This is a genomic window from Neptuniibacter halophilus, from assembly GCF_030295765.1.
GTDB classification, from domain to species: Bacteria; Pseudomonadota; Gammaproteobacteria; order Pseudomonadales; family Balneatricaceae; genus Neptuniibacter; species Neptuniibacter halophilus.
In genome coordinates, this window is the sequence record NZ_AP027292.1 from 3,078,891 (window position 1) to 3,093,666 (window position 14,776).

Annotated in this window: 14 protein-coding genes; 3 read left to right on the top strand and 11 right to left on the bottom strand. The window is 54.1% G+C overall.

The window, feature by feature from the left end:
• Positions 1–40: 40 nt before the first annotated feature.
• A complete protein-coding gene (locus QUD59_RS14370; protein ID WP_286237816.1) occupies positions 41–379 on the bottom strand; it encodes a methyl-accepting chemotaxis protein in 339 nt (112 codons plus the stop codon).
• Positions 342–1,922, bottom strand: coding sequence for a methyl-accepting chemotaxis protein (locus QUD59_RS14375; RefSeq protein WP_286237817.1), 1,581 nt, complete (start codon positions 1,920–1,922; stop codon positions 342–344). Before QUD59_RS14375 ends, QUD59_RS14370 begins: the two co-directional genes overlap by 38 nt.
• 555 nt (positions 1,923–2,477) lie before the next feature.
• Here QUD59_RS14375 and hypA point away from each other — a divergent pair.
• Together hypA and hypB are read left to right on the top strand one after the other, a co-directional pair.
• Positions 2,478–2,810, top strand: coding sequence for a hydrogenase maturation nickel metallochaperone HypA (gene hypA, locus QUD59_RS14380; protein ID WP_286237819.1), 333 nt, complete (start codon positions 2,478–2,480; stop codon positions 2,808–2,810).
• On the top strand, positions 2,810–3,724 hold the full coding sequence (hypB, locus tag QUD59_RS14385) for a hydrogenase nickel incorporation protein HypB (RefSeq protein ID WP_286237820.1): 915 nt from the start codon (positions 2,810–2,812) through the stop codon (positions 3,722–3,724). The genes hypA and hypB overlap by 1 nt, the downstream gene beginning before the upstream one ends.
• Before the next feature lie 93 nt (positions 3,725–3,817).
• Here the strand turns inward: hypB and hisI are convergent, their stop codons facing one another.
• Entirely contained in the window at positions 3,818–4,243 is a 426-nt protein-coding gene (hisI, locus tag QUD59_RS14390; protein WP_286237822.1) for a phosphoribosyl-AMP cyclohydrolase, read from the bottom strand.
• Between the two features lie 414 nt (positions 4,244–4,657).
• Here hisI and QUD59_RS14395 point away from each other — a divergent pair, with 414 nt between their 5' ends.
• Positions 4,658–6,547: an alkaline phosphatase D family protein gene (locus QUD59_RS14395; protein WP_286237824.1), complete on the top strand. Its 1,890-nt coding sequence runs from the start codon at positions 4,658–4,660 to the stop codon at positions 6,545–6,547.
• Positions 6,548–6,635: 88 nt separating this feature from the next.
• Here the strand turns inward: QUD59_RS14395 and QUD59_RS14400 are convergent, their stop codons facing one another.
• The 8 genes from QUD59_RS14400 to QUD59_RS14435 form a co-directional block, all read right to left on the bottom strand.
• Positions 6,636–7,283 (bottom strand): TatD family nuclease-associated radical SAM protein, encoded by a 648-nt coding sequence (locus tag QUD59_RS14400; RefSeq protein ID WP_286237825.1) that lies wholly within the window; start codon positions 7,281–7,283, stop codon positions 6,636–6,638.
• Positions 7,284–7,424: 141 nt separating this feature from the next.
• A complete protein-coding gene (locus QUD59_RS14405; protein ID WP_286237826.1) occupies positions 7,425–8,225 on the bottom strand; it encodes a substrate-binding periplasmic protein in 801 nt (266 codons plus the stop codon).
• A gap of 209 nt (positions 8,226–8,434) precedes the next feature.
• Positions 8,435–8,713, bottom strand: a complete 279-nt coding sequence (locus QUD59_RS14410) for a hypothetical protein (RefSeq protein ID WP_286237827.1) — start codon at positions 8,711–8,713, stop codon at positions 8,435–8,437.
• Positions 8,714–9,021: 308 nt separating this feature from the next.
• A complete protein-coding gene (locus QUD59_RS14415) occupies positions 9,022–9,960 on the bottom strand; it encodes a homoserine kinase (RefSeq protein ID WP_286237828.1) in 939 nt (312 codons plus the stop codon).
• 17 nt (positions 9,961–9,977) lie between these two features.
• Positions 9,978–10,568, bottom strand: a complete 591-nt coding sequence (locus QUD59_RS14420; RefSeq protein ID WP_286237829.1) for an aminomethyltransferase family protein — start codon at positions 10,566–10,568, stop codon at positions 9,978–9,980.
• A 13-nt stretch (positions 10,569–10,581) separates the two neighbouring features.
• Complete coding sequence (gene lipA / locus QUD59_RS14425) at positions 10,582–11,517, bottom strand: lipoyl synthase (RefSeq protein WP_286237830.1); 936 nt, start codon at positions 11,515–11,517, stop codon at positions 10,582–10,584.
• Between the two features lie 67 nt (positions 11,518–11,584).
• Positions 11,585–12,700 carry a glycine cleavage system aminomethyltransferase GcvT gene (gcvT, locus tag QUD59_RS14430; RefSeq protein ID WP_286237831.1) on the bottom strand — a complete coding sequence of 372 codons (1,116 nt, stop codon included), beginning with the start codon at positions 12,698–12,700 and terminating at the stop codon, positions 11,585–11,587.
• A gap of 158 nt (positions 12,701–12,858) precedes the next feature.
• Positions 12,859–14,241, bottom strand: a complete 1,383-nt coding sequence (locus tag QUD59_RS14435; RefSeq protein WP_286237833.1) for an alanine/glycine:cation symporter family protein — start codon at positions 14,239–14,241, stop codon at positions 12,859–12,861.
• Positions 14,242–14,776 lie beyond the last annotated feature (535 nt).

Here is a 14,776-nt window from a genome sequence, read left to right on the forward strand (position 1 = left end):
TTTCGGGCCGGGCTGCAACAGAGGGCAGCCCGGCTCTTTTTTACACTTTAAACTTGTTCAGTTCACGATCCTGCCGGAGGGTCAGTTCAGCCATACCGTGGCAGTTACTTTCCTGCTCTTTAGCACTGTCAGCAACCGACTGGCTGAGGTCACGGATATTGGTGGTATTACGGTTGATCTCCTCCGCGGTTGCGCTTTGCTGCTCGGCAGCGGTGGCGATCTGCACCGTCATCTGATTGATCTCCTGAATGCTGTCACGGATGATGTTGAGTGCGGCGTCCGCCTCGCTGGCAACGGTCTGGGTCTGGGTTGCCATCTCCTGACTGTTGAGAATGATCCCCTCAGCGCTTTTGACCCCGGTCTGCAACTGCTGGATCATACTCTTGATCTCCTCCGTTGACTGACGGGTGCGTGAGGCCAGCGCGCCGCACTTCATCGGCGACCACGGCAAAACCGCGACCCATATCTCCGGCCCGGGCCGCCTCGATGGCCGCATTTAGTGCCAGCAGGTTAGTTTGTTCGGCAATCTCGGTAATGACGGTCAGGATCGACTCGATATTATCGCTGTAACCTGCCAGTTGCTTGATTGATTCCACAATGTTGTTCATATCCCCGGCCAGTATGCCGATCGACTCAGTTGTCCGGGAAACCACGGCGGCGCCCTGTTCGGTGGCTTCATCGGCGCGTCTTGCCGAGTCAGCCGCATGCTGGGCATTGCTGGCGACATCCTGAGCGGTGGCTGACATCTCGTGCATCGCGGTCGCCAGTTGGTCCAGCTCGTACAGTTGCTGTTCCAGTTTGGTGGCGGCAGAGGAGGCAGAGGCGGAGGTCATATCACTGTTATTGCGGACTTCAGAGGTGATCTCTTTAATATGGCTGATCAGGCTCTGCAGATAATTGATGAACTCATTGAAGTCGGTGGAGACCTGACCAAACTCATCTTTACTGCTGATCTGCAGACGCTTGGTCAGATCGCCGTCACCACTGTTGATCTCAACCAGTGAGCTGCGCAGACTGGCCAGTGGCAGCAGTTGCCGGGAAACTGCCATATACAGGGCAGCACTACAGATCAGGGCACTGATCAGGGTGGCGATCAGTGCGGTGATACCAAACTCCCGGGCGCCGGCCATGACCAATCTTTTATCCAGCACGACACCGATGAGCCAGTCACTGCCATGCAGACCCTGCAGGGGGTTAAATGCGGTAAATACATCGCTACCCCCGACACGGGCTTCGATCAGGCTGCTGCTGAAGCCGGGGGGCTGATCATCAAAAAGATCGCTGAGTGGCTTGCCGTTCAGGTCGGGATCGGGGTGGCTGATGATATTGCCGTTGCGGTTGACCAGAAAGGCGTAACCGGTGTTATGGAAGTTCAGTGTATTCAGCGCTTCTGATACGGTTTTAAGGCTCAGGTCGCCGCCGAAGGCGCCTTTAAAGGTTCCTTTGTCGTAGAGATTGGCTACGGCAGAAATCAGGATTTCCCCGGTGGCCGCATCCGCGTAAGGGTCGGTCAGTACGGCCTGCTTATTTTGTTTGGCGTAAGGGTACCAGGGGCGTTTGCGGGCATCCCAGTTTTCCGGATTCCAGCTTGGATCATTGGTGATCGGTTTACCATCGGTCTCCAGTCCGCCGAAAATCAGCAGAAACTCCTGTTTAAGCAGGGGGTTTTCAAAGGTGCTCTGAATGGTTTCAGGGGAGAAATCTCCATCGATGCGTGCCGCCATCATATCGATCAGTTTCAGCTTTGCATTCAGCCAGTGACTGATCTGGTAGCTCAGCACCGAACTGGCCTCCAGTGTACTCTGTTCTGACTTCTCGTAAAGATAGTCACTGACTCTCTGGTATTGCAGCAGTGAGTACAGGGCAAAGGTGACTGCAACAATGGCGGATGCCAGCAGAGCAACTTTATGGGAAACCTTCATAAGCAGGGCCTCATTCGTTAAACGGGGGTATCGGTCAGGCTGATGCTCCAGCGGGCTTCCCTGATCCACCGGATTTAGCACTCATTTTATTTTTGATCATAAGTTGCGGATTGCAAGTTTCAGACAGCCGTTCCGCTTACGCTGAAATGCTGTCAGGTGTCCTCTGTCTTCAGCACTGACACCACATCAGCCATGCTATAAGGGCAGAAACGTGTTAAGGCGTGTCAGCTACCCGATATCAGGCAGGTGCATTGTTTTTTTGATGCGGGTGGTTATCGTGGCGCAGAATCGTGAACAGACTAATAATGTTAAAGCGCGCTGGAAGCGTGTTGAATTACCTAGCAGAATTAAAGAACGGAGTAATCATCCGCGTATCTACAAGGTTTAATTGAGAGCTAGTATGCGCGGCTAGCGTGAGTACCCGTTCAGGATAATGAAGTGTCGGTGTGATCTCACCAAAACCTCAGATCACCGATGGATGCCGAACGGGAACAACCTGATTCTGTCATTCGACCTGACGAATGTCATAAAGGCTAAGAGTTAACGATGCATGAAATGTCGATTTGCGAGGGGATTATGCAGGTGCTTGAGGAGCAATCCCGGGTGCAACACTATCAGCGGATCAGGACGGTCTGGCTCGAGGTGGGTCCACTGGCGATGGTCGAAACCGATGCACTGCGTTTCTGCTTTGAAGCGGTGACCCGCAATACACTGGCGGATCAGGCACGGCTGGAAATTATCGAACGGCCCGGCGAAGCCTGGTGTCTGCAGTGTGCTCAGACCGTGCCAATCCATAACCGTTATGATGCCTGCACTCAGTGTGGTAGTTATCAGTTACAGGTGACTCAGGGTGATGAATTACGCATAAAAGAGCTGGAGGTGGAGTGATGTGTACAGTCTGCGGGTGCAGTGAGGGTGAAGTCCGGGTTGAGGGAGCGTCTGCCGGGGAAAAGGATGCCCGTGCCCCGGAAAAACATACCCACAGTCATGATCATGCTCATGGCTATTCATCAGCACCGGTCACGGTAGAGGGGGATAATCTTCATTTCGGGAGAGGTCCTGCCCATGCGCACGCACCGGGATTGTCACAAACCCGGATGGTGCAGATTGAGCAGGATATACTGGGCAAAAATAACCGCTATGCGGAGATTAACCGGCAGCGTTTTATGCGCGACAACCTGTTTGCCCTGAATCTGGTTTCCAGCCCCGGATCAGGCAAAACCACGTTGCTGACGGCCTCCATCGAGCGAACCGGTCAGCGTTATCCGGTGGCGGTGATTGAGGGCGATCAGCAGACCGCGAACGATGCGGAGCGGATTCGGGCTACCGGAGTGAAAGCGATTCAGGTCAATACCGGCAAGGGCTGTCATCTGGATGCGCATATGGTCGGGCACGCGCTGGATCACTTTTCGGATCTCAGCGGCGGGGTACTGTTTATCGAGAACGTCGGGAATCTGGTCTGTCCGGCGGCCTTTGATCTGGGTGAGGCGCACAAAGTTGCGATTCTCTCCGTGACCGAGGGGGAAGATAAGCCTCTGAAATATCCGGATATGTTCCATGCAGCCGATCTGATGCTGCTGAACAAGGTCGATCTGCTGCCTTATCTCGATTTTGATGTTGAACAGTGTATCGCCGCCGCGCGCCGGGTTAACCCGGAGATCGGGGTGATTCAGGTGTCTGCCCGTTCCGGTGAAGGGATGGATATCTGGCTGGAGTGGATTGAGCAGCGCCGCAGGGCACTGATTCAGGCGCGAATTGATCAGTTGCAGACTGAGATTAACAAGCTGAAGGCCTGTTTGTGAGCCGGGTAACGAAAATCCGGAGCAATGATCTAAAGCTCAGCCGCGTTGCTTAATGGCGGATTGAACCTCAATCCGCCATGGAATCTGAGCGTCTTAGCCCTGTGCGCAGCAGGGCTCGGCAATCACTTCGGCCTGATCGCCCTTAACGGCGTGGTAGAAGCAGTTGGAGCGTTCGGTATGGCAGGCAGGGCCTTGCTGATCAACCAGACACAGCAGTGTGTCGCCATCACAATCAATACGCATCTCTACCAGCTTCTGCACATGCCCGGAGCTCTCTCCTTTACGCCAATAGGCCTGACGCGAACGGGACCAGTAGCAGACCTGACCTGTTTTCAGCGTCTCCTCAATGGAGGCCCGGTTCATCCAGGCCATCATGAGCACTTCGCCGGTGGCTTGTTGCTGGGCGATGGCGGGAATCAGGCCGTCCTGATTAAAGCGAAGGTTATCCAGCACTTCTGCCAGATCTGTCCGGGCACCCAGTGGCGCGGACTCCAGAGCGTAAAAGAAATCGTTTTTCATGCTATTCCGGTCTGTCAGTAAAAAATCTGTGCGAATCATAGCACAGGGGGTGAAGGTTCCAGCGTTTAAAAAATGAATCATTATCCATTTCTCTACTCAAAGCCTGCATAAGATCAGCTTCGCAGGCTGACGAATGAGGTCTCCTGAGCCACAAAGGGGACTGCGTTGACCCGGTAAAATTGGATAGTGTTATGATCAGTCGTGCCAGCCTTTTGGCCTTTATTCTTGCCCTTGTATTTACACTGTTGTGTGTCAAATCCTGCTCCCTGTTCAGCCATGAGGACGGAGCAGCGGCAAATGTTGAGCTAAACCCCTCTGTTGCCGATGCAAAGTCAGGTAAACCCATTGAATTGTCTTTACCCGGGTCGATAAACTATCAGCAGACCTCTATACAGGGAGAGTACAGACACGCTTATGAGCACAGCCAATTCCGCACTGCCCTATATCATTGCCGGACCGATTCTGCGTCGGGTTCAGCCTGAAGAGGTTGTTATCTGGCTGGTAACGCGGGAGCCGTTGCAGGCCCGCTTCAGTCTGTTCACGGATAAGCAGCAACTCACCGAACTGGATTGTGCTGCAATCACCTCAACGCTGCAGGTAGGGGAGCACGCCTATATTCACCTGATTCATTATCGGGCGGACACGCCACTGCCCCATAATCAATGGCTTTACTATGATCTGATCTGTCAGGTTGATGGTCAGTCGAGTGCTCTGGGAGAGCTGGTACCGGCACTGCTTTACCCGGGGGAAACGCGCCCTGGTTTTGTGCTGAAAATGCAGCTCGATCATGTGCTGCACGGCTCCTGCCGCAAGCCTCACTATGCTTCGGAAGATGCCCTTCTGAGGGTTGATCAGGTATTGGCGCAGAGCGTGAATGATCCGGCTGATCGGCCTGCGTTGCTGATGATGGCCGGTGACCAGATCTATGCCGATGATGTGGCCGGACCGATGCTCTCGGCAATCCATCAAACCATCGATCTGCTGGGGCTTTACCCGGAATTGATTGAGGGCGCCACGGTCAGTAACTGCAAAGAGCTCTATAACAGTCCGCATAACTACTACGAACGAGAATCCCTGCTGCCCCATACCAAGGCCAATCAGGCCCTGCAGGAGCGCTTTTTTGGTGGCGCCCGCAAGCCGATTTTCACTGCTGACACCGCACATAATCATCTGATTACCCTGTCGGAAGTGCTGGCTATGTACTTTCTGGTCTGGTCCCCCCAGCTCTGGCCGAAACTGAAGCTGGGGATCAGCGATGTGGCAGAGCCGCACCGTGACCGGTATCTCGAAGAGCAGCGTGAAATTGAAACGTTCAGCCGGGGGCTGGACAGGGTTCAGCGTGCCCTGGCGCATGTTCCGGTGTATATGATCTTTGATGACCATGATGTCACCGATGACTGGAATCTGACCCGAGGCTGGGAGGAGGCGGCATACCAGCATCTGTTCTCCCGCAGTATTATCGGCAATGCCCTGATTGGTTACTGGTTATGTCAGGGCTGGGGAAATGCGCCGGACAAATTTCCGTTGTCATGGCTGGAACAGTTCCGCCCGGGCACGGCTAATAAGGAACTGATAGATAGTCTGCTGGAATTTGAAACCTGGCACTATAGTCTGCCGACAGCGCCGAAGCTGGTGGTGCTGGACACCCGCACCAAACGCTGGTGGTCGGAGAGCAGTCAGGCCAAACCTTCTGGCCTGATGGACTGGGAAGCGCTATCTGATCTGCAACAGGAGCTGCTGGGCGAGGATGCGGTACTGCTGGTTTCTCCGGCCCCGATCTTCGGTATGAAGCTGATTGAGACCGTTCAGCGCATCTTTACCTACTTTGGCCGCGCATTAATGGTGGATGCGGAAAACTGGATGGCCCATGCGGGCTCTGCCAATGTGATCCTGAATATATTCCGCCACCGGAAAACACCTCAGCATTTTGTGATTCTGTCCGGCGATGTGCATTACTCCTTTGCTTACGACATAAAAATACGTTTTCGTAAGAACAGCCCGGATATATGGCAGATCACCTGCAGTGGTTTCAAGAATGAGTTTCCGCACACACTATTGCGGCTGTTTGATCGCTGCAACCGCTGGCTCTATGGCAGCCGCTCGCCATTGAACTGGCTGACCAAGCGTCGCCGGATGCAGATCCGCTCGCGAATCCCTGAAGGTCGTGAGCATGACAGGGTACTTAACCTGAGTGGGGTCGGACGGCTGCGTCTGGATCAGCAGGGCGTGCCTGAACAGATCAGTGTACTGCCAGCCGGTGGTGGCGAAATCAGCTTTCCGCCAAGAGAGAAAGCCGATCCCTGATCAGGGAACCTGCGAGCCCGTCGTGCCGGGCACCAACAGGGCTTATGCTCAGGTTCCTCAGGGGCATCCGATACAGCGGGTCGCAGAGTTAACCCACGACATCCAGTTGGCGCTCGCGGAATATTCCGCCGCGGGCTTCTGAGAGTGCTTTGCAGGCGGGGATATCCACCCCTTCCAGTCCGTTGATCGCGGAGACATAAACCTCCGGTATCAGTTCGCTGGCGCGGGCGATAAAGGCTTTCACTGCAGGGTAAGAGCCGCTCAGGCTGGGCCGGCAATGTTGCTGATAGGTGGATTCGTCCTGAGCGTTGAGTGAGATCGACAGTGCATCGATACACTCCGCCAGCTCGGGAACGATGTCCCGTTTGTGAAACAGGCTGCCAAGCCCGTCGGTGTTGAGCCGGGTCCGGCCACCGCGGCCCTTGACCCAGCGAGCGACCCGGAGCAGGGTTTTCAGACGCAGAGTGGGTTCACCGTAACCACAGAATACCACTTCGCTGTAACGTTTCGGATCACCGATCAGTGGTATCACCTCTTCATGGGAGGGCAGCGTACTCAGGTACAGCTCGTGGCCTTTAACCTCCATCGAGCCGTTATGTTTCGGGCAGAAACCACAGGCCAGCGTGCAGCGGTCGGTCAGATTGACGTAGAGGCTGTTACGAATCAGGTAAACATAGCTGTCGCTATGATCTGCAGGGGTCTCTCTGCGTGCGGGATTGGGGCGAACTCGGGACATAATTTTCTGCAACTGTGTAATGTCCGTGCAGCGTAGCACTGAATGGGTTAAGCATCGTTGATGCCTGTCAAACCATTGAGGTCTCAAGGAGAAAACCGGCCAGGCAGGTCAAGCCGGGTGTTGTAAAACGAAGGGGACCTGTTACTGCAGAGCCGGGGGCCGGGTCTGGGAGTCGGTATCGCCTGTTGGAGCTGTCTGCTCAGTGGCATGAAAAATTGTGTCATATTCACCGCTGTCTCTGAGCCACCTGAGCCCCTGATCAAGATCCCGGGCCAGTTGCTGGTGCTGCGGATTCTTCTTGCTGAAGGCGACATAGATCTCGCTGACGTGATTAATCGCCCCTTTCTCAATGGCATCTTCCGGCAGGCCCATCTGATTCAGATTATAAAGAGCGACCTCGTCAAACATGATGGCGCCGTCGATACGTTGTGTCAGCAGCATGTTGATGATCTGTGACTGGTTGTTGACTGCGTGCTGTTTAAATCGGTGTTGATGTTGTGTGTACTCATCGCCGTATTCGTAATCAATGATCACACCCATATTAAAGCCGTCCGGGATCAGCGCCGGGCGCGTAAAATTCTGTGCCTGACCTTTAGGAAAAAAGTAGGAGGCCTGAGTCAGCATCAGCGGCTCTTCGCCAAAATGAAATCGCATCTCAGTGCTGGGTTGGCGGGTCACATTCCAGCAGGCATCTACCTCTCCCATTTCGGTTGAGCGTAAGGCTCTGGCGTAGGGCAGTACCTCAATGGAAAACGCTCTGCCGACGCTGGAAAACGCCGCTTCCACCAGATTGTAGGAGATCCCTTTGCCATGCATGTCTGAGAAGGGGGGCCAGCTGTTCTCTGCCGCGATCACAATCGGCTCTTTAGCCGCGCTCGTAAAAGAGATCAGGCTGATAAGACAGACCAGTAAACCTGATCCTGGTTTAGAAAAGCGCTTCATCTATGAACTCTGGGCGTGGCAGGCAATATCGGTTCAGTAAATTATAACTGAATTTGGCTCTGATGCCCCGCTGTGGCTGTTGTTGAAAAGGGAAAAAGCTGTTTCCAAATAAAGAGTTATGGATATGAAAAATAAAAGGTGACCCGGTTAGGGTGCCGCAGCACCCGTTACCGGTTCGAAGGGGGAAGGGGTCTTGCTGGCAGAGCGGCTCAGGCGGCCACTCTGCTGGATTTGTGTTCAGGATGGGTTGCAATAAAGTGTTTCAGAACCTTATGCAACATCTCGGCGTGGCCGTAATTACGATCACGCTGAGCTTTTTCTATGTCGTCCATGATGATTGTTTTTATCTTCTGTTCACCATCATGGGTAATCATATAATGGCCCAGTGCCATCGCGATCATGGAGTCCATATGTTCGTGTTCCGCAATCGCACCGACTTCGTCTGCTGTCAGGTCACTCAGCTCCAAGCACTCTTCATAGGTTAACATCTTGCGTCCTCTACCCTCTGATAAGGCCTTTAATACGACCTTTTTATTTGCTGGCACCGGTCTCTCTCTTTACCGGCAGAAATGAGTTTAGGAGAGGTACAGAGGTTTCTCTAATCCTGATAATGGATAAAAATTCAATTTGAATATTTTTTCAAAAAATGTGATTCATGCTGCGGGTGCGAAAGTCAGAGGCATCTGAGCTGCCCGGAACCGGGTATTTCGGGGCTGGGGAGGTGGTGCATTACAGCAACCCCAAACTGGTGCGCGTGAACCAGTTTGGGGAGCAGAAAAAAATTCATCCTGACCGGTTATAAAACCAGCTCTGTGGTGGCCATCAACCAGGCTAACAGGCGCTGCTTACCCAGCGGGTCTTTCTGGGTGACGACCTCGCCACTGGAAGGAAAATGCAGATCACGTAGCCGCGACAACCAGAAGCGTAATGCGGCCAGCCGCATCATCGGCAGCAACTCTGCCTGTTCCAGTGAATTCAGAGTACGCTGCTGCTGGTAATGACGCAGAAGCTGTCGGGCCTTGTCCAGACAGAAACGGGCGTCGGACTCATCAAAGCACCAGGCGTTGAGCGTCACGCTCAGGTCATAGAGGTAGGGCGCAGGGCAGGCGTGATAGAAATCGATCAGCCCGGCGAGCTGATCACCCTTGAACAGCGCATTATCCGGAAACAGATCCGCATGTACCGGGCCGGCAGGCAGGTTTTCCCAGTCGAGCTGGTGCGCTTCAGCGAGTGCTTTCTCTAGCAGGGACTGTTGCTCTGGCTTCAGGCGGGGCATCAGGCGTTCAGCTAATTGCTGGCACCAGAGAGGGATTTGGTCACTGCGCCGGGCCGGCAGTTCAGCGGCCAGTTGGTGAGCGCGCGCCAGTGTCGCACCGATAATACCGGTCTGAGCCAGATTAGGCTGCTCCAGAGGTGCGCCATTCAGGCGTCGCATGAGGACTGCGGGTCGCTGATTCAGGCTGCTGAAGGCGTCACCATTGCGTAAGGGAACCAGTTCTGCACAGGGCAGGCCATGACGACTAAGCTGCTGTACCAGACCGAGAATAAACGGTAGTTCAGCAGAGGATACGGATTCAACCAGAGTCAGTACGTAACGACCCTGATCCGTATCAACAAAAAAATTACTGTTTTCAACACCGGCACTGATCCCTTCATAAGCGATAAGCTGGCCAACTTCGTATTCTGTCAGGTGTTGCTCAAGTTCGGTAAAGCTGACGGATGTGTAAACCGACATAGTTCTGGGGTGTCCTTTCAGTGATCCTGTGCCGGTTTGGCATCTTGTTTCAGCCACTGCCAGAGCCCTTCCGCACCGCTTTTACGGATCAGAATGTCGTAGTCTTCGGCATCCTGCAGCGGCATGATGCTGATCTCACGGGGTTCGCTGTCATCGTATCGGACAAAATGGTTCGGGTAGGTATTACGGCTGTTAAGCAGATACGCCAGCGCTGCGGGTTCAAGACTGAGCTTCAGTGGACCGCTTGTTTCTGCAAGCAGGGATATATCCTGACCGAAACATTCCTGCAGTGCCTGAGCCACCGATTCGTGAGTGCCTGCCTGAGGCAGAACCAGCCATTCAGTGTCGCTGACCCAAAGGATCGCCAGACGCCCCAGACAGGAGATACGATTGACGGTCAGCGGGCGGGCAACGCTCATCACTTCACCCAACGCAATCAGCAGGGCCTGATTATCCGGTTCGGTGTCCAGTGCCAGATCACCGAGAAACGGACGCTCACGAACCATGATACTGCTGATCCGGCTCTGCTGATCGATGGCGGCCTGCAGGTTCAGGTGAACCAGCGGGCTACCGGGAGTGAAAGTGGGGTTGTTGCCTTGAAATGCCATGAAATTACTCCTGTTACAGGGCCTTAGCCTGCAGATCCGCATGGTAGGAGGAACGTACCATCGGTCCGCTGGCTACATTCTTAAAGCCCAGCTCATATCCGATCTCTTCGTAGGTTTTGAACTCTTGCGGAGTGACGTAGCGCTCAACTGCCAGATGGTGCTTGCTCGGCTGTAGGTACTGACCGATGGTAAGCATATCCACATCGTTGGCACGTAGATCTTTCATTACCTGAACGATCTCTTCCTGAGTTTCCCCCAGCCCCACCATCAGGCCGGATTTGGTATCCACCTCCGGGTGACGACGTTTGAACTGGTACAGCAGGTTAAGAGAACCGTGATAATCAGCACCCGGGCGAACAGCGTCATACAGGCGCGGTACGGTTTCCAGATTGTGATTGAGTACGTCAGGTACCGAAGTGGCGAGAATATCCAGTGCTGTATCCACTTTACCGCGGAAATCGGGTACCAGAATCTCTACCTTCAGCGTGTCGCTGACCGCACGGGCTTCGCGAACGACCTCGGCAAAGTGAGCTGCGCCACCATCGCGCAGGTCATCCCGGTCCACTGAGGTGATAACCACATATTTCAGGCCCAGCTGCTGAATCGTGGAGGCAACATTTTTAGGCTCCTCCGGATCAAGCGGCATCGGCCGACCGTGCGCCACATCGCAGAAAGGACAGCGGCGGGTACAGATCGCGCCCATAATCATCAGGGTTGCGGTCTTGTGGCTGAAACACTCTGCCAGGTTAGGGCAGGATGCTTCTTCACACACGGTATGCAGGTTCAGCTCACGGAGCTGCTTTTTGACCTTTTTAACATTCGCATTGGAGCGCGCATCGATACGGATCCACTCCGGTTTGCGCAGACGTTTGCGCTCCGGGTCCGGTTTGTGTCGCAGGCGCGACATTTTCGATTCGCCTTTCAGCTCTTTTAATGGGATCAGGTCCATGGTCCACCTCAGGGTAGGGCAGCGGCCATGCGTTTAAACACAGCCGCTGTGTGAGTCAGATAATGAATTAACCGCGATAGTAACGCTGTTCAATAAACGGCGCTTTTGACACTACCATCGGCATCTGCTTGCCGCGGACCAGTGCAAACAGCTCGGTTTCCAGTGCGGCGTATTCGGTGGCTACATAACCCATCGCAACCGGTTTGCCGACGGTCGGGCCAAAGCTGCCGCTGGTGACAACCCCGACTTTCTCGCCAGCGGCGTTCACCAGCTCAGCACCTTCACGAATCGGCGCTTTACCGGAGGCGATCAGACCAACACGCTTACGGCTGTAGTTTTTGTCAGCGATCTGCTCAAAGATCTTTTCTGCGCCCGGGAAACCTCCCGCGCGTTCACCGTCGGCGCGGCGGCACTTGCTGATTGCCCAGATCAGGCTGCCTTCGATCGGTGTGGTTGTCGGGTCAAGATCGTGTCCGTAAAGGCACAGTCCGGATTCCAGACGCAGCGAATCGCGGGCACCGAGGCCGATAAACTCGACTTCAGGCTGTTCCAGAAACAGGCGGCACAGGCGTTCTGCTTCTGCGGCAGGAATGGAGATCTCATAGCCATCTTCACCGGTGTAACCGGAACGGCTGACAAAGCAATCGACGCCGTCGATGCTGATATGACGCGAATCCATAAATACCAGTTCGTTTACTTCCGGGCAGATACGGGACAGCGCCTCAGCGGCCTTCGGGCCCTGCAGAGCAACCAGTGCACGGTCATCCAGCACTTCCAGCTCAACATCGTCTGCCAGATGAGTACGCATATGGGCGATATCCTGCTCTTTGCAGGCAGCATTCACGACTACATAGAGGTGATCACCGTAGTTGGTCACCATCAGGTCGTCCATAATGCCGCCTTCCTCATTGGTGAACAGGGCGTAGCGCTGCTTACCCGCTGGCAGATCGATGATATCGACAGGCACCAGCTTTTCCAGTTCAGCAGCGGCGTTAACGCCGGTCAGTTTAACCTGACCCATATGGGAAACGTCGAACAGACCGGCCTGTTCGCGGGTGTGCAGGTGTTCCTTTTTAACACCCAGCGGGTACTGAACAGGCATTTCAAAACCTGCGAAAGGGACCATTTTTCCGCCCAGCTCAATGTGCAGGTCATACAGCGGTGTTTTGTTCAGTTCAGACATCGTGTTCTCCATCATGCTCGTTTGCCAGCCCGCTGCGTTGGCGGGGTGGTCATCGTTGTTCAAATACGCTCTATGGGAAAAGCTCAGGGTGCAGCCGGAACCTTTTCAATAAACCGCAGGGTTAAAGTGCCGGGCCGCAGCCGACCCGGCTTTATTACTTACTGTTGTTCGCTGGCCGCTTCGGCAGATGAACCGCCACGGGCAAAGAACTCACGGCTCAGCCTGAATACAACCGGGCTCAGCAGGGCCAGTGCGATCAGGTTAGGAATCGCCATCATCGCATTCAGGGTATCTGCAACCAGCCAGATAAAGTCCAGGCTGACCCCCGCACCTACCGGAACCGCAATGATCCAGAGCAAGCGGTAAGGTTTGATCGCTTTCACACCAAACAGGAACTCAACGCAACGCTCGCCGTAGAAAGACCAGCCAATAATGGTGGTGAAGGCAAAGATCGCCAGCGCAATGGCTACCAGATAGTTACCCACGCCCGGCAGCGCCTGAGCAAAGGCGGCTGAAGTCAGTGCAGCACCGGATTCACCAGACGTCCAGGCACCGGAAGTAATAATGACCAGACCGGTGATGGAGCAGATGATGATGGTGTCAATAAAGGTACCCAGCATCGCGATCAGGCCCTGACGAACCGGATCTTTAGTCTGTGACGCAGCGTGTGCAATCGGAGCAGAACCCAGGCCTGCTTCGTTGGAGAAGACACCACGTGCCACACCGAAACGAATTGCAGCCCAGACAGCAGCACCGGCAAAACCACCTTCAGCAGCGGCTGGTGAGAATGCATGGGTGAACACCAGATCAATAGCAGCAGGGATCGCATCTGCATTGATGGCCAGTACCACCAGACCCGCCGCCAGATAAGCGATTGCCATCAGCGGAACCAGCGAACCGGCCACTGCGCCGATACGTTTGATACCACCAATCAGCACTGCACCTACCAGCACCATAAGGATCAGGCCGGTTGCCCAGTGGTTAAGACCGAAGTTGGATTCCAGTACATCCGCAACAGAGTTGGACTGTACCGTGTTGCCGATGCCGAAGGCGGCGATGGCACCAAAGATGGCAAAGGCCGTGCCCAGCCAGGCCCATTTCGCACCCAGACCGTTCTTAATGTAGTACATAGGGCCACCTACGTGGTTACCCTCTTCATCGACTTCACGGTATTTCACTGCCAGAACGGCTTCGGAGAATTTGGTTGCCATACCGACCAGCGCGGTACACCACATCCAGAACAGGGCTCCCGGGCCGCCGAGGAAAACGGCGGTGGCAACACCCGCGATATTACCCGTGCCCACCGTAGCGGACAGGGCGGTCATCAGTGCCTGGAAGGGAGAGATTTCACCATCTTTCTCTTCACCCTGACGGCTGCTGCGACCTTCGAAAAGTAGTTTGAAACCGGTGCCCAGCTTGAACAGGGGCATCAGGCGTAACCCCAGCATCAGGAAGAAACCGACGCCAAGGATAAGAACGAGCATCAACGGACCCCAGACGATACCGTTAATTGCACCAATGATTGAGTTTAATGTTTCCATAAACCCGGACTCCATAGAATTGTTATTTTTATTGACAGATGGAGGGTTACTGGGGATCAGCACCCCGGTGACCCGACCTACCTTCTATCTCTTATTTATTTCTCCATGACTGCCTGAAGAAAAAATATAGAAAAAGATGAATAAGTTTCCAATAGGAAACAAACCTAGCTCAACAGGAAATTTATTTCAATCAAAAATATCCCCCAGATTCCATCCGGCAGTGGATGTTTGCGTGGTTCCTCAGCGCTTGTATTGAAAAAACAGGGGGTTAGCGGAATAGGAAAATTATTCATTCTGAAAATTGAGCGAACTTCATAATTTGCATAATGCTTTATTCATAACGACATTTCTTGTCTGCCTTGGGTCGTGTTTGGCTGTTTTCTGTCAGCCAACTCTTAAGGTGGGTGAGCCCGGTCAGGGCTGGAAGAGGGCTCAGGTGTTGTGTCGGTTACAGGCGGACAGGGGAGCTGTATAAGGTTGTTCAGTCGAGTCAGTGAACAGAGGAGAGGGGAGGAGATATACGTCTGGAGAATAA

Excerpts from the sequence above, each read along its gene's own strand:
- QUD59_RS14370 (WP_286237816.1), bottom strand. The coding sequence starts at position 379 with ATGATCCAGCAGTTGCAGACCGGGGTCAAAAGCGCTGAGGGGATCATT.
- QUD59_RS14375 (WP_286237817.1), bottom strand. The coding sequence starts at position 1,922 with ATGAAGGTTTCCCATAAAGTTGCTCTGCTGGCATCCGCCATTGTTGCA.
- hypA (WP_286237819.1), top strand. The coding sequence starts at position 2,478 with ATGTCGATTTGCGAGGGGATTATGCAGGTGCTTGAGGAGCAATCCCGG.
- hypB (WP_286237820.1), top strand. The coding sequence starts at position 2,810 with ATGTGTACAGTCTGCGGGTGCAGTGAGGGTGAAGTCCGGGTTGAGGGA.
- hisI (WP_286237822.1), bottom strand. The coding sequence starts at position 4,243 with ATGAAAAACGATTTCTTTTACGCTCTGGAGTCCGCGCCACTGGGTGCC.
- QUD59_RS14395 (WP_286237824.1), top strand. The coding sequence starts at position 4,658 with ATGAGCACAGCCAATTCCGCACTGCCCTATATCATTGCCGGACCGATT.
- QUD59_RS14400 (WP_286237825.1), bottom strand. The coding sequence starts at position 7,283 with ATGTCCCGAGTTCGCCCCAATCCCGCACGCAGAGAGACCCCTGCAGAT.
- QUD59_RS14405 (WP_286237826.1), bottom strand. The coding sequence starts at position 8,225 with ATGAAGCGCTTTTCTAAACCAGGATCAGGTTTACTGGTCTGTCTTATC.
- QUD59_RS14410 (WP_286237827.1), bottom strand. The coding sequence starts at position 8,713 with ATGTTAACCTATGAAGAGTGCTTGGAGCTGAGTGACCTGACAGCAGAC.
- QUD59_RS14415 (WP_286237828.1), bottom strand. The coding sequence starts at position 9,960 with ATGTCGGTTTACACATCCGTCAGCTTTACCGAACTTGAGCAACACCTG.
- QUD59_RS14420 (WP_286237829.1), bottom strand. The coding sequence starts at position 10,568 with ATGGCATTTCAAGGCAACAACCCCACTTTCACTCCCGGTAGCCCGCTG.
- lipA (WP_286237830.1), bottom strand. The coding sequence starts at position 11,517 with ATGGACCTGATCCCATTAAAAGAGCTGAAAGGCGAATCGAAAATGTCG.
- gcvT (WP_286237831.1), bottom strand. The coding sequence starts at position 12,700 with ATGTCTGAACTGAACAAAACACCGCTGTATGACCTGCACATTGAGCTG.
- QUD59_RS14435 (WP_286237833.1), bottom strand. The coding sequence starts at position 14,241 with ATGGAAACATTAAACTCAATCATTGGTGCAATTAACGGTATCGTCTGG.